Source organism: Donghicola sp. (genome assembly GCF_025210255.1).
Classification (GTDB): Bacteria; Pseudomonadota; Alphaproteobacteria; order Rhodobacterales; family Rhodobacteraceae; genus Donghicola; species Donghicola eburneus.
In genome coordinates this window covers 45,812-63,818 of record NZ_JAOARZ010000037.1, presented here as the reverse complement: position 1 = coordinate 63,818, position 18,007 = coordinate 45,812, and the positions used below count along the sequence as shown (strand labels likewise).

The 18,007-nt window shown below is 58.6% G+C and carries 19 protein-coding genes and 1 pseudogene; 10 read left to right on the top strand and 10 right to left on the bottom strand.

The genetic code is table 11. From position 1 onward, the window contains the following. Window positions 1–14 precede the first annotated feature (14 nt). The 3 genes from N4A58_RS17055 (at window position 15) to N4A58_RS17045 (ending at window position 3,586) form a co-directional block, all read left to right on the top strand. Complete coding sequence (locus N4A58_RS17055) at window positions 15–401, top strand: hypothetical protein (protein WP_072708278.1); 387 nt, start codon at window positions 15–17, stop codon at window positions 399–401. A 79-nt stretch (window positions 402–480) separates the two neighbouring features. Continuing rightward, window positions 481–2,505 carry an NADPH-dependent 2,4-dienoyl-CoA reductase gene (locus N4A58_RS17050; protein ID WP_293711766.1) on the top strand — a complete coding sequence of 675 codons (2,025 nt, stop codon included), beginning with the start codon at window positions 481–483 and terminating at the stop codon, window positions 2,503–2,505. 175 nt (window positions 2,506–2,680) lie between these two features. Continuing rightward, the gene (locus N4A58_RS17045; protein WP_072708275.1) at window positions 2,681–3,586 is read left to right on the top strand and encodes a LysR family transcriptional regulator; all 906 of its coding nucleotides are present in this window, start codon (window positions 2,681–2,683) and stop codon (window positions 3,584–3,586) included. A 1-nt stretch (window position 3,587) separates the two neighbouring features. Here N4A58_RS17045 and N4A58_RS17040 read toward each other — a convergent pair whose 3' ends face one another. The 4 genes from N4A58_RS17040 to N4A58_RS17025 are packed head-to-tail and all read right to left on the bottom strand — an operon-like array spanning window position 3,588 to window position 6,512. Then, window positions 3,588–4,511, bottom strand: a complete 924-nt coding sequence (locus N4A58_RS17040) for an OmpA family protein (RefSeq protein WP_293711763.1) — start codon at window positions 4,509–4,511, stop codon at window positions 3,588–3,590. Further along, the gene (locus tag N4A58_RS17035; RefSeq protein WP_293711760.1) at window positions 4,508–5,074 is read right to left on the bottom strand and encodes a peroxidase-related enzyme; all 567 of its coding nucleotides are present in this window, start codon (window positions 5,072–5,074) and stop codon (window positions 4,508–4,510) included. The genes N4A58_RS17040 and N4A58_RS17035 overlap by 4 nt, the downstream gene beginning before the upstream one ends. Continuing rightward, complete coding sequence (locus N4A58_RS17030) at window positions 5,071–5,790, bottom strand: N-acetyltransferase (RefSeq protein WP_293711757.1); 720 nt, start codon at window positions 5,788–5,790, stop codon at window positions 5,071–5,073. The genes N4A58_RS17035 and N4A58_RS17030 overlap by 4 nt, the downstream gene beginning before the upstream one ends. Further along, window positions 5,790–6,512, bottom strand: coding sequence for a molybdopterin-binding protein (locus tag N4A58_RS17025; RefSeq protein ID WP_293711754.1), 723 nt, complete (start codon window positions 6,510–6,512; stop codon window positions 5,790–5,792). The genes N4A58_RS17030 and N4A58_RS17025 overlap by 1 nt, the downstream gene beginning before the upstream one ends. Window positions 6,513–6,622: 110 nt before the next feature. Between N4A58_RS17025 and sfsA the strand changes: the two genes are divergently transcribed. The 3 genes from sfsA to N4A58_RS17010 all read left to right on the top strand — a co-directional run bounded on the left by sfsA (window position 6,623) and on the right by N4A58_RS17010 (window position 8,673). Further along, a complete protein-coding gene (gene sfsA / locus N4A58_RS17020) occupies window positions 6,623–7,345 on the top strand; it encodes a DNA/RNA nuclease SfsA (RefSeq protein ID WP_293711751.1) in 723 nt (240 codons plus the stop codon). Window positions 7,346–7,448: 103 nt separating this feature from the next. Beyond that, window positions 7,449–8,234, top strand: a complete 786-nt coding sequence (gene map / locus N4A58_RS17015) for a type I methionyl aminopeptidase (RefSeq protein ID WP_293711908.1) — start codon at window positions 7,449–7,451, stop codon at window positions 8,232–8,234. A 184-nt stretch (window positions 8,235–8,418) separates the two neighbouring features. Then, window positions 8,419–8,673, top strand: coding sequence for a hypothetical protein (locus N4A58_RS17010; protein WP_072708261.1), 255 nt, complete (start codon window positions 8,419–8,421; stop codon window positions 8,671–8,673). On the opposite strand, the gene rsmD is transcribed toward N4A58_RS17010, so the two are convergent. Then, the gene (rsmD, locus tag N4A58_RS17005) at window positions 8,674–9,234 is read right to left on the bottom strand and encodes a 16S rRNA (guanine(966)-N(2))-methyltransferase RsmD (protein WP_293711747.1); all 561 of its coding nucleotides are present in this window, start codon (window positions 9,232–9,234) and stop codon (window positions 8,674–8,676) included. Further along, complete coding sequence (locus N4A58_RS17000; protein ID WP_293711744.1) at window positions 9,231–10,439, bottom strand: FAD-dependent oxidoreductase; 1,209 nt, start codon at window positions 10,437–10,439, stop codon at window positions 9,231–9,233. Before N4A58_RS17000 ends, rsmD begins: the two co-directional genes overlap by 4 nt. A 93-nt stretch (window positions 10,440–10,532) precedes the next feature. On the opposite strand from N4A58_RS17000, the gene N4A58_RS16995 reads away from it, so the two are divergent. The 3 genes from N4A58_RS16995 (at window position 10,533) to hemP (ending at window position 11,520) form a co-directional block, all read left to right on the top strand. Further along, entirely contained in the window at window positions 10,533–11,021 is a 489-nt protein-coding gene (locus tag N4A58_RS16995; RefSeq protein ID WP_293711742.1) for a peroxiredoxin, read from the top strand. A 156-nt stretch (window positions 11,022–11,177) separates the two neighbouring features. Then, window positions 11,178–11,321 (top strand): hypothetical protein, encoded by a 144-nt coding sequence (locus N4A58_RS16990; RefSeq protein WP_177218576.1) that lies wholly within the window; start codon window positions 11,178–11,180, stop codon window positions 11,319–11,321. A 37-nt stretch (window positions 11,322–11,358) separates the two neighbouring features. Further along, window positions 11,359–11,520, top strand: a complete 162-nt coding sequence (gene hemP / locus N4A58_RS16985) for a hemin uptake protein HemP (protein ID WP_072708415.1) — start codon at window positions 11,359–11,361, stop codon at window positions 11,518–11,520. A gap of 75 nt (window positions 11,521–11,595) precedes the next feature. Here the strand turns inward: hemP and N4A58_RS16980 are convergent. From N4A58_RS16980 to N4A58_RS16965, 4 genes and pseudogenes are all read right to left on the bottom strand, one after another. Further along, window positions 11,596–12,450: pseudogene (locus N4A58_RS16980) on the bottom strand (ABC transporter permease); the annotation flags it as partial. 18 nt (window positions 12,451–12,468) lie between these two features. After that, window positions 12,469–13,743: an ABC transporter permease gene (locus N4A58_RS16975; protein WP_072708252.1), complete on the bottom strand. Its 1,275-nt coding sequence runs from the start codon at window positions 13,741–13,743 to the stop codon at window positions 12,469–12,471. A 147-nt stretch (window positions 13,744–13,890) separates the two neighbouring features. Continuing rightward, a complete protein-coding gene (locus N4A58_RS16970) occupies window positions 13,891–15,003 on the bottom strand; it encodes an extracellular solute-binding protein (protein ID WP_072708250.1) in 1,113 nt (370 codons plus the stop codon). Window positions 15,004–15,154: 151 nt separating this feature from the next. Continuing rightward, on the bottom strand, window positions 15,155–16,255 hold the full coding sequence (locus tag N4A58_RS16965) for an ABC transporter ATP-binding protein (RefSeq protein WP_293711737.1): 1,101 nt from the start codon (window positions 16,253–16,255) through the stop codon (window positions 15,155–15,157). A gap of 541 nt (window positions 16,256–16,796) precedes the next feature. Here N4A58_RS16965 and argE point away from each other — a divergent pair. Then, window positions 16,797–17,957 carry an acetylornithine deacetylase gene (argE, locus tag N4A58_RS16960; RefSeq protein WP_293711734.1) on the top strand — a complete coding sequence of 387 codons (1,161 nt, stop codon included), beginning with the start codon at window positions 16,797–16,799 and terminating at the stop codon, window positions 17,955–17,957. The last annotated feature ends 50 nt before the right edge of the window (window positions 17,958–18,007 follow it).

Genomic DNA, 18,007 nt, shown 5'->3' with positions numbered 1-18,007 from the left:
AAAAGGATTTCTTGATGACCGATTTGTCCGTCACCAAAACCCGTATCATCGAGGGCGTCTGGGAAGGCGTGGTCCTGAGGAACGGTGGCCGTAATGGCGAAACCCCGGCGATTTCGGTTTCGCACTTGGGTGAACCGATTGAGGGCGTTGCGTTGGACGACATGGATGGGGGCTGGCAGTTGCGCGTCCCGATCCCCCCGCACACCATCTCCGAGGGCGTTCAGACCTATTTGATTGTCGACTCCGCGACACACGAGGAGGTTGGAGCCTTTAACCTGATCGCGGGGCAGGCCTTGGCGCACGACATACGCGTCGAAGTGGACCTCTTGCGAGAGGAGCTGGACCTCTTGAAACGTGCCTTCCGCCGCCATTGCGTCGAGACGGGAACTGACCGCGGGTAATCAGCCGCCTTTCTGACGCGGCGTAGGTGATGACTTCGCCGCAGGAATGCTGTGTCATCGGTCCACTAGGGAGGCACCGATGACAGAATACCCGCACCTGCTGGCACCGCTCGATCTTGGATTCACAACGCTGAAAAATCGCGTGCTGATGGGCTCGATGCATACTGGGCTCGAAGAAACCCGTGATTGGAACCGCGTCGCGACGTTCTACGAAGAGCGTGCTAAGGGCGATGTCGGCCTGATCGTCACCGGCGGCATGGCCCCGAACCGCGAGGGCGGGGTATTCCCCGGCGCAGCTGGTCTGTTCTCGGACGAGGACATTGCGAACCACCGCATCGTGACAGACCGCGTCCATGCGGCGGGTGGCAAGATCGCGATGCAGATCTTGCATGCGGGTCGGTACGCGTATGGCAAGGACTGCGTGGCCCCTTCGGCCATCCGGTCCCCGATCTCGCCTTTCCCACCCAATGAGTTGGACGAAGACGGGATCGAAAAGCAGATCGCCGACATTGCAACCGCCGCAGCTCGCGCCCGCCAGGCGGGCTACGACGGGATCGAGATTATGGGCTCCGAGGGCTATCTGATCAACCAGTTCCTCGTGGCGCACACCAACAAACGGACCGACCGCTGGGGTGGCAGCTACGAGAACCGGATGCGTTTTGCCATCGAGGTGATGAAGCGCGTTCGTGCAGCAGTGGTCGAAGACTTCATCGTGATCTTCCGGTTGTCGATGATCGACCTGATCCCAGATGGCTCGACCTACGAAGAAGTGGTGCAGCTGGCCCAAGAGATCGAGGCCGCAGGGGCCACCATCCTGAACACCGGTATCGGCTGGCACGAGGCACGCATTCCGACCATCGCAACCAGCGTCCCGCGTGCAGGCTTTGCTTGGGTGACCAAGAAACTGATGGGCAAAGTCGGTATCCCAGTGATCACCAGCAACCGGATCAATATGCCAGACGTTGCGGAGAAGGTGCTCGCAGATGGTTGCGCGGATATGGTCAGCATGGCGCGGCCTTTCTTGGCGGACAGCCAGTTCGTGGCCAAGGCCGCTAGCGGACGCGCGGATGAAATTGCGCCCTGTATCGCCTGCAATCAGGCCTGTCTGGATCACACTTTTAGCGGCAAGATCAGCAGCTGCCTGGTGAACCCGCGGGCCTGCTACGAGACAGAGTTGCTCATTGCACCCGCAGATACTCCAAAGTCTGTCGCTGTCGTCGGCGCGGGGCCTGCAGGGCTGTCAGCAGCGCTTATGGCAGCAGAGCGGGGCCATCGGGTCACTCTGTTCGATGCAGCGGATCGCGTGGGCGGTCAGCTGAACATGGCCCGCCAGATCCCAGGCAAAGAGGAGTTCCACGGTCTCGTTGAGTGGTTTGAGTCCAGCGTCGCGCGCTCTGACATTGACCTGAAGCTGGGGCAGCAGGTTTCGGCGAGTGATCTGAAGGGATTTGACGAAGTGATCGTTGCGACTGGCGTGTTGCCGCGTGACCCGCAGATACCGGGTCAAGACGGGCCGAATGTCGTTTCCTATGTCGACGTGCTGTCGGGAAGCGCCGATGTTGGCGCGCGTGTTGCTGTCGTTGGCGCTGGGGGCATTGGCTTTGACGTGGCTGAATATCTGGTGATGGACGATAGCCCGACCGAGCATCCCGAAGAATGGCGTGCCGAATGGGGCGTCGGCGATCCCGAGCAGACCCGTGGTGGCTTGGCCGAGGTTGGCGCGCGTCCGACGCCGCCCGCGCGGCAGGTCACACTGCTGCAGCGCAAGGCGGAGAAGCCCGGCAAACGGCTAGGCAAGACCACCGGCTGGATCCATCGCATGTCTCTGATGATGAAGCAGGTGAAGATGATCGGTGGCGTGAACTATGAGCGTATTGATGCAAACGGGCTTCACATCTCTACCGGCGCAGGCCGGGACAATCCGCAGTTGATCGAGGTGGACACCATCGTTCTATGTGCCGGACAGGAAAGCCGTCGTGATCTGGCGGATGCTCTCGAGTTAGCGGGTGTTACATGCCGTGTAATTGGTGGCGCGGACGTCGCATCCGAGCTGGATGCAAAGCGCGCCATTAACCAAGGCACGCGAGTCGCAGCTGAAATTTGACCGAGCGTTAAAGATGCAAAAGATAGACCCGTTCGGAGGGAGTAATCCTACATAATTGTTGTTTCGGTTTGAGGAACGATCCCTATCATTCCCCGCAATTGTCCGCCCTTGGACACAGTCCTGCCCCAATCTCTGGGCAGGACAAGGGCAGGTCAAAGAGTATCGAGGATGGGGCATGGATCGGCTCACTGAAATGGAAGCTTTCGCAACAGTCGTAGACCAAGGTGGGTTTACGGATGCGGCAAAGAAAATGGGGATTTCAAAGTCGGCGGTCTCGAAACACGTCTCATCACTCGAAGCGCGATTGGGCGCTAGATTGTTGAACCGTACAACCAGACGGGTGAGCCCGACAGAGATCGGACTGGCCTATTACGACCGTGCGCGCCGCGTGCTAACCGACGCGGGAGAAGCGGATGCGCTGGTCACATCCATGCAAGCCGCGCCTTCGGGGCAATTGCGAATTTCGGTGGCAACTGACTTTGGCGTGAACCACCTGAGCCCCGTCTTGGGGGACTTCTTGGCGACCTATCCGGACATCAGCGTCAACATGGTGCTGAACAACCGCTACGTCGAACTGATCTCTGAAGGGTTCGATCTGGCTGTGCGCATTGGCGAACTGGAAGACAGCTCTTTGCGGGCCCGCAAATTGACCGAAACCAAGATGCGGATGATCGCCTCTCCTGCGTATCTTGAGAAATACGGAAGGCCGAAACGGCTGGATGATCTGAACGAGCACAAGCTGCTGCATTACTCGAACCAAGCGAATGGCTCCGTCTGGAAGGTCAGCGCACCATCGGGCGAAAAACGTCAGATCCGTACAGCAGGCTGGCTGAGCGTCAATGACGGCCAGTCCCTGTTGAATGCGGCCAAGTCGGGCCTTGGCATCGCCTATCTGCCGTCGTTCCTCTATGCCGACGCGATGAAGAATGGCGAGATCGAAGATGTGATCCCCGATTTGCCGGTCGACACTCAGGGAATTTACGCTGTGTACCCGCCGGGCCGTTTCCCGCAGCCCAAGGTCCGTGCGTTCATCGATTTCCTTGTGGATGCTTTCTCGGAAAAAGGGCCCGAGAGCTGGTAAGCTACTCGGGCATGAGCACAGCTTCGACCCGCCGGTTGGCTGTGCGTCCCTCTTCTGTCTCGTTGCTGGCCACAGGCGCCACGTAGCCGGCCCCCTGAGCCTCAATCTGGGCTGCTGGGACCCCAAGGTCGCGGACCAACGCGTCGCGCACTGACTGCGCGCGGCTGCGCGATACGGCGATGTTGCCGTCCAGACTCCCAGTCGCATCCGTGTGGCCGACCAACAGAATGCGACGCGAGGGATTTTCGGACAGATATTCCGCCAGTGCTTTTAGGCTGGCATGGTCTGCCGTGGCCAGTTGGCTCTTGCCACTTTCAAAAGTCAGATCACTGAGGACGGCGTGCCCTTTGCCAACCAATTCCTTCAGGACCGGCGTCGCATAGCTGACCGTTACAGCTGGTGCGGCTGTCGTGCCCTCTGTCTCGGTGTCTGCATCCGGAGTGGGCGCGACGTGGATCAATTGAATGAACCCGTGCGAGTCCTGACGACTGACCAAGAGGCTGAGAGCCTCACCGCTGTCCTTTTGAGCCGAGGTAAAGCGGAAATCACGCAGGTTGACGTACATCTCTGGACCGGGCGCGACGCGCGTACCAAAGCGGAAATCAAATCCCCCGCATTTCAAGGTCGTGCAGCTGTAGACTGTCTCGAACCCTTGCAGCGCCACTTGGGCCTTGAGCATGTCCAGCAGCGATCGGCTGGTGAGATCGCGGTTCTCGACCTGCCAGACCTGCACGCTGGTTCTGCCTGACACCGGCTCGGTTGGTACCAGCCCGTCGGCATAGGGGCCGATGGGCATGTTGTAGCTGTCATTGTCAGAGGTTTCAGAGAGCACCAAATTCGCGCCAGCTGGGACCGCTAAATCCAACGCAGCGGCCTGACCTGCCGCCAGCAGACCAACCAAGACACTCGTACAAAAACGTTTCATCGGGCGAGGGCGTGATATTCACTGTTTGGACGCATATCCACGGCAGAGGCCATACGGTTCGTCATGTTGTAGAACGACGCGACCGAGGCGATGTCCCAAATGTCCCGATCCGTGAAGTCATGATCGCGCAAGGCTTGCCGGTCCGCTTCTTCGATGGTGCTGCTTGCGATGGTCATCTGGACCGCAAAGTCGAGCATTGCGCGCTGTCGGGCTGTGATGGGGGCCACGCGGTAGTTCATGACCAGTGCCTCGCCCAACGCCGGATCGCCGGACAATTGGCGCACAGCGGCCCCATGCGCAACAAGGCAATAGAAGCACTTATTCTGCGCGGACACGGCGACCGCGATCATCTCGCGCTCCAGCTTGGTCAGACCACTATCTGCCAGCATCAGGTCGTTATACATCGCGGTAAAGGCGTTCAGCTTGTCGATGTCAAAGGCATAGGCGCGCAGAACGTTCGGGACCATGCCAAGCTTTTCCATGCAGATGTCAAAATACTTCTGCGTGTCCTCGGGTAAGGGATTCACCGGAGGCAGGTTCAGGGCGGTCGGCTGGTCGGTCATTCTGCGTTTTCCTTAATGCGGTAGTGGTAGCTTCCCACAACCGACATGCCCAAGGAAGCGTATAGCGCATTCGCAGGCACATTCTTGCGCGTGACCAGAAGAGCCAGTTCCGCCGCCCCCTGACGGGCGGCCCAACGGGCGGCAGCGCGCATCAGGTATCGACCCAAGCCTTTGCCACGAAACGTCTCTAGCACCTCTAGCGCGTGGAGCATCGCGACCCCATCATGGATCGCGACAAAGGCAGTGCCCGCCGCGCGGTCCTGTGTCCGGCCCAAGAGATAGGTCTTCGGTCCCTTGGCGCGGGCCATCACGGCAAGCCGATCGGGTCCTATGCCGCCTTCGGTCCAGATTTCCTGCATGATCGCCAAAGCGGTCTTGGTCTCGAAGCAGGTCACTGCGGGGATGTCCTCTGCGCCGACTTGCGTCGGATCGCAGGTGTAGATGTGCACGGGGTCTATGACCTTGTAGCCTTGGTCCGCGAGTGCTTGATCCAGCGCGTCATCCACAGGGCGCAGCATGAAGAGGTCGTGTTGTCCCAGAGCGCGCATAGCTTCGATTGCCTGCGGAATGTCGTTGGCCTTGGCCATGCCTGCTGCAGAGGCCGCGCTCACTCGTTTGCCACCACCGCGCCCCTCGCGGATCAGCCAAGGGCCGGTCCGCGTGATTGCGTAGGGCGGCCACGTGGCGTCCACCACGTCGAAGTAGCGCAAGTCCATCAGGCGCCGACCTCTGCCGCGAGGCGGGTCATTGCAGCGTCGATCATTGCGCCGTCTGTTCCGCGCACCACGATGTTGGTGCCGTACGCACCATCGCGCTGGAATGGGTAGGAGCCGATCGACAGGTCTGGGAAATCCGCTGCCAGCGCGGACAGAGGCGTGGCCACATCACCCTCACCGCGCATCAGACATAGGGTCTGGGACAGCAGCGGGGCGCCGCCGACAAGATGGGGTAGGACGCTGCCGACCATGGCCTGAAACACGCTGGGAACACCCGCCATGACATTCACGTTCTGCAGGGTGAAGCCAGGCGCGGTGCTGACCGGATTGTCGATAAGCTTGGCACCATCCGGAATGCGGGCCATGCGCAAGCGCGCTTCGTTCAGTTCTTGTCCGCGCGCGTCGTAGTGGGCCTGTAGCAGCGCACGGGCATCGTCGCGCACGTCAATGTGCGTATTGAACGCGGCGGCAATGCACTCCGCGGTGATATCATCGTGGGTCGGCCCAATCCCGCCCGAGGTGAACACATGGACATAGGCTGTCGACAGCGCCTGTACTGCCGCAATAATGGCGTCGCGGTCATCGCTGACAACGCGCGCTTCCTTCAGGTCGATCCCAATCTTGGTCAATTCGCCGGCCAGATAATTCATGTTGGAATCGCGTGTGCGACCGGACAGGATTTCGTCTCCGATCACGAGCATGGCGGCGGTAGGATTGGGCATGGACGGCTCCGTTTTGATGTTACGCGCAGATGCTAGGGCAGCGATGGGGCCTTTTCCATAGGAACCGGATCGATTTGCCAAAACTGGCTGATCCGCCTAAATCCAAAGCCATGGAATTTGCGACCCCTTTGATCCCCGCGCGGCTGGTGCGCCGCTATAACCGATTTCTGTCCGATATGATTATCGAGGAAACGGGACAAGAGGTGCGCGCCCACTGCCCGAACCCCGGCGCGATGCTGGGCCTCAAAGATCTGGGAATGCGCTGTTGGCTCGAGCCGAACGACGATCCGAAAAAGAAGCTCGACTATGGCTGGCGGCTGGCCGAGCTAGAGGATGGGCATATGGCGGGCATTGACACCTCGATCCCGAACCGTGTGGGGGGGGAGGGGCTGCGGGCGGGCAAGGTCGCCAGTCTGAGCCACTACACAACGATCCGCCCCGAGGTGAAATACGGCACCAACAGCCGGGTGGATTTCCTACTGACGGGCGAGGGGCTGCCGGACGCCTATGTCGAGGTCAAGAATGTGCACCTGCGCCGCGAAGGCGACTGGGCCGAGTTTCCCGACTGCGTCACTGCGCGCGGCGCAAAGCATCTGGCCGAACTGACCGAGATGGTTGCCCAAGGGCACCGCGCTGTGATGCTGTTCCTGATCCAGCGCACCGATTGTGGGCGGTTCAAATTGGCAGCAGATCTTGATCCGGCCTATGCACGCGCCTTTGACGCAGCCCGCGCGGCTGGTGTCGAAGCCATCTGCTATGGTACAAATATCACTGTGAACGGTGTGTTTTTCGGTCAGGAGTTGCCGGTGGATCCAAATACACAGGCGTTGTGAATTGCCAAAGATGCGCAGCTTCTGGCAAATGGCCACAAATTTTCTTAGATATGGCTCAGCGAATACAAAGGAGAGCCCATTGGAAAAGCGACACCAAGGGCGGATGACCAAAGACGGGATCCGTATACACGAGGCCGCCGACTTTGCCGGAATGCATGCGGCGGGCCATCTGGCCGCCCAAATTCTGGACGAAATCGCAGAGCATGTGTTTGTTGGTCAGACCACCGGCGAGATTGATCGGATCATTGAAGACAAGGTGAATGCGTCTGGTGCGACCTCGGCCACGATCGGATATCGCGGGTATAAACATGCCAGCTGCATCAGCGTGAACCACGTGGTTTGCCACGGTATCCCCGGTGACAAGAAGTTGAAAGAAGGCGACATCCTGAACATCGACGTGACCGTGATCGTCGATGGCTGGTTCGGTGACACAAGCCGCATGTACGTTGCGGGCAAAGTGCCCCGCAAGGCAGAGCGTCTGCTGGACGTCACCCACGAGGCGCTCATGCGCGGGATCGAAGTTGTCAAGCCGGGCAACACATTCGGTGACATTGGCTACGCGATCCAGAGCTTTGTCGAAGCGCAGCGGATGTCTGTGGTCCGCGACTTCTGTGGTCACGGTCTTGGCACTGTCTTCCACGCGCCGCCGAACGTCCTGCACTATGGTCGCGCGGGCACGGGTCCGGTTCTGGAAGAGGGCATGTTCTTTACAATCGAGCCGATGGTGAATTTGGGCCGTCCCGAGACCAAGGTTCTGTCCGATGACTGGACCGCCGTAACCCGCGACAAATCCCTGAGTGCGCAGTTTGAGCACTCAATCGGCGTGACAGCGGAAGGTTGCGAAATCTTCACTCTGTCTCCTGCGGACAAATTCCATCCCACTTGGTGATCGCCCAAGCGCGTCCATTGATGCGCTGTAAGTATTTTGAAAAGATTGAAAGCGGGTGGGCACTTTGCCTGCCCGTTTTGCTTTTTCATCAAAGCGGTCTCTAATTTTGAGAAAGCATTTGGAGAAAGTTACGATCAATGGGAGTGTGGCTGCGCCAGAGATTGAAACATAGGCGGATATTTCCATGAAAAAGTGTTTTTTGCTGGTAGCGATTGTTTTGGTTTCAGCTTGTACAGACGATAAGGCTGCGCATTTCGCAGTTGGTGCCGCGAGTTCAGCGGCAGTCACACATTACACAGGATCACGGCTAGCTGGGTGCGGCACAGCGTTGGCCCTTGGGGTTGCCAAAGAGGCTTATGACAAAAACCAAGGTGCGCGGTTTGACCCACAGGACGTTGGTGCGACGACAGCTGGCTGCGTTGTGACCTTGGCCTTCTGATCAGGCGGGCACCGCGAAGGTGATATGCGTGTCGCCGAACTTGCGGTGCTCTTTCAGGAAAAAACCTGCTGGTGGGAGCTGGGGGCTGTTTTCTTCCCAAACAATCAATGCGTTTTGGGCAATCCATCCGTTCCGTATTGCTGAAGATAGGGCTCGATCTCCCATGCCTTTGCCATAGGGCGGATCGAGAAAGACTACATCGAAGGGCTCGCCTTTATTCGGGCCTAGATCACAGGCATTTCCGCGCAAGATTTCCGTGACATCTTTGGCGCGGCACTTGTCGATGTTTTGCTTAAGCAGCGAATGCGCTTTGGTGCCGTCGTCAACGAATGTGATATGCTTGGCGCCCCGTGATAATGCTTCTAGCCCCAGCGCTCCTGTTCCGGCGAATAGATCCAGCACGCGGGCCCCGACAAGTGGCGAAACGCCACCCTGATTGCCAAGAATATTGAATAAGCTTTCGCGGACACGGTCGGAGGTTGGGCGAAGGTGAGCGGCGGCATCACCTTCGCCCACATCGGCCAGTTTTAACCCGCGCCATTGTCCTGCGATAATCCTCATTTCAGCAGCGCCTTGAGGTTTGTGCTCGGGTCGGCGACAGCCTCGGCCGAGGGGCTGCGCCCTGCCTCGATCAGGCGTTTGGCGACCATAAAGGCTTTGGCATCGTTCATGGCGTCTACTGCTAGCAGGGTGTCGGCCGCATAGTACCAGAAGGACATCGCACCATCGCCACTCTCGCGGGTGATGATCCGATCATAGCCGGTGTTCAGGCCCGCGATCTGCAGTTTTGTGTCGTACTGATCAGACCAGAACCATGGTTTCGGCAAATAGGTTTCTGTGCCGCCCAAGATGTTCCGTGCAACGCATTCGGCTTGGTCGATGGCGTTTGGCACGCTTTCCAGCCGCATCCGCCCCTCGCCATGGGGGAAGCTGGCGCAGTCGCCTGCGGCCCAAATGTCCGGCGCGCTGGTGCGGCCCTGTTCATCAACAGCAATCCCGTTATCCAAGGCGATGCCAGCTGCTTCGGCCAGACCAGTTGTCGGTGTGATGCCGACCCCAACAATCACAAGGTCCACGTCCAACGTAGCGCCGTCGGCCAACTCGGCCGATGTGACGCGACCATCCGTACCGTTAAGGCGCGCGAGGCCAAGCCCTTCGTGGATTTTGACGCCGTTTGATTGGTGCAGGTTGCGGAAATAGTCTGCTGTTTCGGGCGAGGCGACGCGGCCCAAGATGCGCGGAGCCGCTTCAATCAGGGTGACGTCCATTTTGCGTTTGGCGCAGACAGCCGCGGCCTCTAGCCCGATGTAGCCGCCCCCCACAATCAAGACGCGCTTGCCTTCGGTTGCTTCGGGGCCCATCGCATCCACGTCAGCGAGGTTGCGCACGACATAGACGCCTTCTAGATCACCACCAATCGCGGCCGGGAGGTGACGCGGCGACGAGCCGGTGGTCAAAACCAGTTGGTCCCACGCGATATGTTCGTCCTCGACAGTCAGTGTTTTGCCTGACACGTCGATTGCATCCACATGGGTGCCCAGACGCAGGGTTACTTCGTTGTCGATATACCATTGTTCGGGACGCAGATAGAGACGCTCAAGCGGCATTTCCCCCAAGAGATAAGCCTTGGACAGCGGGGGGCGCTGATAGGGCAGGACCGGCTCGGCACCGAACAGAGTGATGTCCCCATCAAATCCACGCTTGCGCAACTCGGCAATCAACGACGCGGCGGCTTGGCCCGCCCCGATAACAGCAATGTGAGACATTTCCCTGCGCGCTCCTATGTAGTTCAATGGGTCTGCACAGGATCTGATTAAACGCAGCCTGACTGCGAACGCAATTCGTCAGAGGGAAAATAAATGACTATTTCGATTGGGGATACGCTGCCCGGTGGCACCTTGTTGATGCTGGGGGCAGAAGGCCCGCAAACCGTGGAGTTGGCCGACAAGTTCAAAGGGCGCAAAGTCGTTCTTTTTGGCCTACCCGGCGCGTACACTGGGACTTGCAGCACTGCGCACGTTCCCAGCTTTATCCGGACCAAAGACGCTTTGGCTGAAAAGGGCGTGGACGAGGTGATCTGCGTTTCCGTAAACGACCCCTTTGTGATGGCCGCGTGGGCCAAGGACACCGGCGCGGACGAGGTTGGCCTGACCATGCTGGGTGATGCCGAGGGCGCGTGGATCAAGGCGATCGGCATGGACTTTACCGCACCCCCGGTCGGATTCTTTGGTCGCTCCAAGCGCTTTACTCTGGTTGCCGAAGATGGCGTCGTGACGCAGCTGAACGTTGATGAGAACCCGGGCGTTTGCGAGCTGTCGGCTGGGGAGACTGTCCTCGAACAGCTCTGACCTGTCTGCATGGACTTAAGGCGAGGCCCGCTGTTTTTGGCGGGCCTTTTCTTTTGGATCAGGAAGGGGATTGACGAAGGCGACTAAAATAGTCAGGTTTAAGTCAGCCAACCTGAATCGGGTCAGCCAGCGTTTTTGTCAAACAGGACACATCCCATGACTCAACCGCCCAAGGCCGACCGCATTCAGGAGAATACCTCTCGTGCATCAGAATTGCGCGCAATCCTTGCAGAGCTGACATGGCCAGTGGACCTGTGTGCCGAACGTTTGCTGGACCATATAGAAACCCGCGACCATTGATGCCGCGCGCACCGCAAGGAACTTTCCGATGACCGTCATGACTTCGACATTCCGCACCGCCAGCCCGCATTCCCCCGAATTGCCCCTGCACATCGCCGAAGAGCTGACTGCAGGCGGCGCGCAGGCGCTGATCCAATTGGGGGATCAGATCTACACGTTGCGCATCACGCGTCAGGGCAAGCTGATCTTGACCAAGTAAGACCAAACCTATCAGCAGCAAAAAGGGCGCTCCGAAACGGGCGCCCTTTCGCGTGTTTGAGGATGCCGCCAGACCTTAGCCCGGGCTCATGCCGCGCAGACGCTCGCTGCGGCGGCGCAGCAGTTCTACGGTTGTCAGCAGTGCGATCGAGATCACCACGAGGATTGTCGCAACCGCCAGAATGGTGGGCGAGATCTGTTCGCGCAGGCCGATGAACATCTGCCATGGCAGAGTTTTCTGACCAGCGGAGCCGACCAGCAGCACCACAACGACTTCGTCGAACGAGGTGATAAAGGCAAAGAGGCCACCCGAGATGACGCCGGGCAAGATCAGAGGCATCTGGATCTTGAAGAACGTGGTCACCGGATCGGCGCCCATGTTCGCGGCTGCGCGGGTCAAACTCGTGTCAAAGCTGCTGAGGGTCGCTGTCACAGTGATGATGACGAACGGGATGCCCAGAGCAGCGTGGGCCAAAACAACACCGAACAGAGTGCCTTGCAGACTGACGCTGGAGTAAAAGAAGAACATACCAGCCGAGGTGATGATCAGCGGAACAATCATCGGTGAGATCAGCAGAGCCATGATCTGACGCTTGAAGGGCACGTGCGGTTGGCTCAGGCCAATCGCAGCGAGTGTCCCAAGGCTCACCGAGAGCAGGGTCGCCAGCGGGGCGATGATCAGCGAGTTGCTGAAAGCTTGCAGCCAGCTGTAGTCACCATTTGCACCGAGGAAGTCCTTGTAATGCTTCAGCGAGTAGCCTTCGGGATCAAGCCGCAGCATTTCCGGCGTGAAGGTAAAGAAGTCCTGCGCATTAAAGCTGAGCGGGATCACGATCAAGATTGGGAAGATCAGGTAAAAGAAGACCAGACCGCAGAAGACACGGAAGCCGTAGTACCAAATCTTCTGACCCGTTGTCGCATAGGGAGGAAGTGTCGTTGCCATGATAGATTACCCCAGCTTCACGTTATCGATGCCAACGAGCTTGTCGTAGACGTAGTAGAGCAGAAGGACGACGGCGAGCATGATGGTGCCAAGTGCCGCGGCCAGACCCCAGTTGCCCAAGGTCGAGAACTGGAAGTAAATCCGGTTCGAGATGAAGGTACCATCAGCACCACCGACCAGTTCGGGGGTAATGAAGTAGCCGACCGCCAGAATGAAAACCAGCAGCGCGCCCGCACCGATGCCCGGAGTGGTCTGCGGGAAGTACACGCGCAGGAAGGCGGTGGTGTTGGTAGCGCCAAGCGATTTGGCAGCGCGCAGGTACGACGGCGGGATGGTTTTCATCACCGAATACAGCGGCAGGATCATGAAGGGCAGCAGGATGTGGGTCATCGCGATCACCACGCCGAGCTGGTTGTTGATCAAACTCAGACGATCTGAGAACCCAAGCGCAATCCAGATGTCGTTTATCACGCCCTGTTCTTGCAGCAGAATTTTCCAAGCAGAGGTCCGAACAAGCAGTGAGGTCCAGAAGGGCAGCAGTACCAAGATCATCAAGAGGTTTGAGGTCCGGAGCGGTAGGTCTGCCAAAAGCCAAGCCACAGGATAGCCAATCGCCAGAGTGCAGAAGGTAATCAAACCGCTCAGCCACAAGGTTCGCAGCATCAGCTTTTGGTAGATCCGCTGATCAGGGTCCTTCATCTGAACGCCTTCGATTGTGCGTTCCGCGTCAAAGGCCGCCATGTAGTAGCTGGACGTGTAGTAGCCCGAATTCGCTTTGATCGTGGCCCAATACTGGAGATTACCCCAGTCTTCGTCCACGTCGAGCAACGCAGCCTTGGCATCGGTGATCTCTGCTACGTCCATCCGAGAGACTTTGCGGCCCGATTTGCGGAAGAGCGAGGACATGCCCGGGGTTTCGTAGTTAAAGCGGCGTCCCAACTGGGTGTGCTGCTTGTTCTCGAACGCCACCTGAAAGTCGATGATCATGGCCTTGAACGCGGCTTCAGATGGCAACTCTCCCGTCGTCGGATCCCACTCTTCGAGTTCGGCGACAACGTTGGGCAGGATGTCTGGCACGTATTCGGTGCCTGCAGTGTTCTGGATCGAGCGCATCAGCATCGAGCCAATCGGCATGATGAACGACACCAGAACAAAAATCAGCAGCGGTGCGGTCAGCATCAGAGCTCGGATTTTTTGCCGCCGCAGAGCCCTAGCGAGGCTCTGTTTTAGCGGGGTGCCGTCGGCGGCCAACATCGGGCCATCGGTCGTGGTATCAGCCATAGTTATCCCTGTTGAGGTCAGCGCCAGTTATCCGGCGTCTCTTAAATGGTTGTTGGGCAAAGCCGCGGACGGCTTGGCGCAAGAACCGAATGCTCTGAAAAGTGCGAGAGGTGGAAAGGGGGCAGGTGCCCCCCTTCCGAATGCAGATTACTGCAGCAGCCATGCCTGGTACTGTGCGTCCAGGTCATCGCGGTAGCTTGCCCACCAGTCGTAGTTGAACAGGAAGGTGTTCTGCGCGTTGTTGGGATCGGTCGGCATGTGGGGCGCCATTTCGATGCCCAGTTCTGCGTGCTGACCAACCAGCGGTGCCGACGATGCGCGTGCGGGGCCGTACGAGATGTACTTGGCCTGATCCGCCAGACGCTGGGTGTCGGTTGCGAACTTCACGAAGTCCAGTGCGCGTGCTTCACGGTCTGCGGGCAGGCCAGCGGGGATGATCCAACCGTCAAGGTCGAACATCTGCCAGTCCCAGAGCATGCCGATGGGCTGACCCTGCTCGGCGATCGCCGAGAACAGACGACCGTTGTAGGTCGAACCGATGGTGACTTCGCCATCCGCCAGCAGCTGGGGCGTTTCGGCGCCAGCCGACCACCAGACAACATCGTCCTTGATGGTGTCGAGCTTGGCGAATGCGCGCTGGACGCCTTCTTCGGTTTCCAAAGTGTCGTAGACGTCTTCGATTGCGACGCCGTCACAGATCAGAGCCCACTCCATGTTGCCGATCGGGCGCTTTTCGAGTGCGCGCTTGCCGGGGAAGGTTTCGGTGTCGAAGATGTCACAAACGCTGGTCGGAGCAGTGTCCAGCAGGTCGGTGCGATAGCCGAAGGTGGTCGAGTAGACGATCTGCGGGATGAAGCACTCGCTGACGATCAGATCGCCAAAGTCTTCGGACGCTTTGGTGCCGTCGGGCGCGTCTGCCAGCATGGTGTCAGGGTCGATTTCCAGCGCCAGACCTTCGTCGCAGAGGCGCATCGCGTCTGCGGCCACAACGTCAACGACGTCCCAAGTGATGTTGCCAGCTTCGGACATCGCGCGCAGCTTGGTCACTGCTTCGGCCGAGCTTTCGTCGGTGACAACTTCGAGGCCTTCGTTCATTTCGACGTAGGGTTCGACGTATGCTTTCACCTGGCTGTTCTGATAGGCGCCGCCCCACGACACAACGGTCATCGAGTCAGCCATCGAGCCATGGCCTTCGGCGAATGCAGCACCGGCGGCAACGGTCAGAGCCGTGGTGGTCAGCATCATTTTGGTGAGTTTCATTTCTTACTCCCTAATAGGCGCCCGGATTTTGATATTGATGATTCCCAGCCCCGGGACAGGCCGTGAAATCCTTCCCTCGCATCCGACCTCGTCTGCGAGGCGCCGCAGCGATTTTGTTCGCTGCGGTATCTCTGAGTGTAACGCTTAATTATCAGGCGTCCAGCGCGCGGCAGTCATCTGCCAGCCAGCCGATTTCGATCATCTCGCCGGGCTTGAGGCGACGTTGATCCGGTGCGTTACGAGTTTTGATCACGAAGTCTTCGCGGCCCGCGACACGCAGGCGCGTGCGGAAGATGTCGCCCATGTAGACGAATTCCAGCACTTCGGCCTGCAAGGTGTGTGCGTCGGGGTGCAGACGGGATTTGTCGATTTCGACACGCTCTGGGCGGATCGAAACAAGCGTGCGTTCGCCGGGCTTGCTGACATTTACAGGCTTGCAGTCGATCGTTTCACCGCTGTCCAGCTTGACGATTGCATAGCCGTCCTTGATCTCCTGCACAGTACCGTCCAGCGTGTTATTCTCGCCGATGAACTGCGCAACGAAGCTGTTTTGCGGCGCTTCGTATAGTTCGTCCGGTGGAGCCAACTGTTGAATGCGGCCGTCGTTAAATACGGCGACGCGGTCCGACATGGTAAGCGCTTCGGTCTGGTCGTGCGTCACATACACAGTTGTGATGCCCAGATCATGCGCGATGCGGGTGATTTCGAACTGCATGTGTTCGCGCAACTGCTTGTCGAGCGCACCAAGCGGTTCGTCCATCAGCACCAGTTCAGGTTCGAACACCAGAGCGCGGGCCAGAGCAATACGCTGCTGCTGACCACCCGAGAGCTGCGCAGGGCGACGACCGCCAAAGGCACCCATCTGAACCATGTCCAGAGCGCGCTTTACTTTTGCTTCGCGTTCGGACTTGCCGAGCTTGCGCACTTCCAGAGGGAAGGCGAGGTTCTCGGCGACGGTCATGTGGGGGAAAAGCGCGTAGTTCTGAAAGACCATCCCGATGCCGCGCTTGTGGGGCGGGATGTTGTTGATGGGCTTCCCATCTAGCTTGATCTCGCCGTAGGTGGCGGTCTCAAAGCCTGCCAGCATCATCAGGCAGGTGGTTTTGCCAGAACCCGACGGCCCGAGCATCGTGAGGAACTCGCCCTTCGGCAGCGACAGGTTAAGGTCTTTGACGACTAATGTTTCGCCGTCATAGCTTTTTTGCACGCGTTCGAAGGCAACGAACGCATCGTTTGAATGTGTTTGCGCCAAAACTGGCTCCCTGTGTATGCGGCAGCTTTTGTGCTGCACTTTTTCGCCTTCGACTAAAACCCGTGCAGTCGAGTCTTGCAACAGTGGGTTTTGGTGAATTCGGTACTCGCCAAGCAAGTCAGTCCAAACGTTTAATTTGCTGCGTGGAAGCCGACCAAATGGACTGCGAAAACGACCCATACGGTGAATCCGGTGCTCACCAAGGGTGCACTTTTCCTAGGCATACAAGGCTATGAGGACGCAGCCAGAGGTCTGGTGCCGACTGGAAGATAGCTGCGGGCTGGATGTCTCTGAGGCCGGAATTAAGCCGTATTATACCCGCGACAAGCCCTTAGCGCGGAAAGGTAAAATTTTCGCGACGCTCTTTCCGAAATCTCGGCGGCGTGGTCCGCTGCCTGCAGATTGGGCGAATCGAATCAATTGATTCGCCCGCTAACGACCCGTCTGTGCGCGTGTGCGAGCAGAGCCGCACAAAGTGTCTTGATTCCTGAACCGCGCCCTTCAGTATGCGGGCAAAGACCAATTCGAAAAGTGACGCAACATGAGCACCTTATCCCGTGCGCAAGACATTCTGGGTGATCTGATCCGCTTCCCGACGATCTCGGTTGATAGCAATTTGCAGATGATCGAATATCTCAAACAGACTCTGACCGTTGCTGGTGCCGAGGTTATGATTCAGTCGGACCCGACGGGGACAAAGGCGAATCTTTGGGCAACGCTAGGGCCCAAGCTGGACGGCGGGATTGTTCTGTCTGGCCACACTGACGTGGTGCCTGTCGCCGATCAGGACTGGACCGAGGACCCCTTCGAAATGTCCCTGCGCGATGGTCGGCTGTATGGTCGCGGCACCTGCGACATGAAGGGCTTTATTGCGTGCTGTCTGGCCCTATTGGAAAAGGTCGAGGCAGACACTCTGCAGCGACCGCTGCACTTTGCGTTCACCTATGACGAGGAGACAGGCTGCCTTGGTGCGCAGTCGTTGGTGGAGGAGTTACGGAGTTTTCCACTAAAACCGGCGATTTGCATAATTGGCGAGCCAACTGGCATGCGCGTGATCGAAGGGCACAAAGGCTGCTGCGAGTACACCACTCACTTTACCGGGCTCGAAGGGCACGGAAGTGCGCCGGATGCCGGCCTGAATGCGGTGGAATATGCCGTGAAATACGTGAGCCACCTGCTTGAAGTGCGCGAGGGTCTGAAAGCCAGAGCACCGGAAAATGGCAGGTTTGACCCGCCATGGACGACACTGAATATCGGAGGATTGCACGGTGGTGTCGCCCACAACGTGATCCCTGGCAAAGCGCACGTGGAATGGGAATTCCGTCCGGTGCAGAACTCGGACTACGACTACGTGACCGGAGAAGTGCGCCGCTACGTGCAAGAGACTCTGCTGCCCGAAATGCAAAAGAATTGGCCCGACGCGAACATCGTGACCGAAACCATTGGCGAGGTCGCAGGTCTGGAGCCCATGGACACCAATGAAGCGCGCGATCTGGTGCTGGCGCTGACCGGCGAGAATGATGTGGACGTTGTTGCCTTTGCGACCGAAGGTGGGCTGTTCCAGTCGATTGGCATGGATGTTGTGGTCTGCGGTCCCGGCTACATCGCGCAGGCGCACAAGCCGGACGAATATGTCGAACTTTCGCAGCTGGCGGAGTGTCTGGACATGCTGGACGGCATCGCTGCGCGTTTGGCGTCTTGAAAACGAAGGCGCGCCATAGATCAGGATTTGACTTTTCTTGGCGCTCGGGA

What these genes read in the sequence shown, in the direction of transcription:
- N4A58_RS16970 (WP_072708250.1), bottom strand. Translation starts at nt 15,003, where the DNA reads ATGAAACTCACCAAAATGATGCTGACCACCACGGCTCTGACCGTTGCC.
- N4A58_RS16975 (WP_072708252.1), bottom strand. Translation starts at nt 13,743, where the DNA reads ATGGCTGATACCACGACCGATGGCCCGATGTTGGCCGCCGACGGCACC.
- N4A58_RS16990 (WP_177218576.1), top strand. Translation starts at nt 11,178, where the DNA reads ATGACTCAACCGCCCAAGGCCGACCGCATTCAGGAGAATACCTCTCGT.
- N4A58_RS17040 (WP_293711763.1), bottom strand. Translation starts at nt 4,511, where the DNA reads ATGAAACGTTTTTGTACGAGTGTCTTGGTTGGTCTGCTGGCGGCAGGT.
- N4A58_RS17025 (WP_293711754.1), bottom strand. Translation starts at nt 6,512, where the DNA reads ATGCCCAATCCTACCGCCGCCATGCTCGTGATCGGAGACGAAATCCTG.
- hemP (WP_072708415.1), top strand. Translation starts at nt 11,359, where the DNA reads ATGACTTCGACATTCCGCACCGCCAGCCCGCATTCCCCCGAATTGCCC.
- N4A58_RS17055 (WP_072708278.1), top strand. Translation starts at nt 15, where the DNA reads ATGACCGATTTGTCCGTCACCAAAACCCGTATCATCGAGGGCGTCTGG.
- N4A58_RS17030 (WP_293711757.1), bottom strand. Translation starts at nt 5,790, where the DNA reads ATGGACTTGCGCTACTTCGACGTGGTGGACGCCACGTGGCCGCCCTAC.
- N4A58_RS17035 (WP_293711760.1), bottom strand. Translation starts at nt 5,074, where the DNA reads ATGACCGACCAGCCGACCGCCCTGAACCTGCCTCCGGTGAATCCCTTA.
- N4A58_RS17050 (WP_293711766.1), top strand. Translation starts at nt 481, where the DNA reads ATGACAGAATACCCGCACCTGCTGGCACCGCTCGATCTTGGATTCACA.
- map (WP_293711908.1), top strand. Translation starts at nt 7,449, where the DNA reads ATGACCAAAGACGGGATCCGTATACACGAGGCCGCCGACTTTGCCGGA.
- rsmD (WP_293711747.1), bottom strand. Translation starts at nt 9,234, where the DNA reads ATGAGGATTATCGCAGGACAATGGCGCGGGTTAAAACTGGCCGATGTG.
- N4A58_RS17045 (WP_072708275.1), top strand. Translation starts at nt 2,681, where the DNA reads ATGGATCGGCTCACTGAAATGGAAGCTTTCGCAACAGTCGTAGACCAA.
- N4A58_RS16995 (WP_293711742.1), top strand. Translation starts at nt 10,533, where the DNA reads ATGACTATTTCGATTGGGGATACGCTGCCCGGTGGCACCTTGTTGATG.
- N4A58_RS17010 (WP_072708261.1), top strand. Translation starts at nt 8,419, where the DNA reads ATGAAAAAGTGTTTTTTGCTGGTAGCGATTGTTTTGGTTTCAGCTTGT.
- N4A58_RS17000 (WP_293711744.1), bottom strand. Translation starts at nt 10,439, where the DNA reads ATGTCTCACATTGCTGTTATCGGGGCGGGCCAAGCCGCCGCGTCGTTG.
- sfsA (WP_293711751.1), top strand. Translation starts at nt 6,623, where the DNA reads ATGGAATTTGCGACCCCTTTGATCCCCGCGCGGCTGGTGCGCCGCTAT.
- argE (WP_293711734.1), top strand. Translation starts at nt 16,797, where the DNA reads ATGAGCACCTTATCCCGTGCGCAAGACATTCTGGGTGATCTGATCCGC.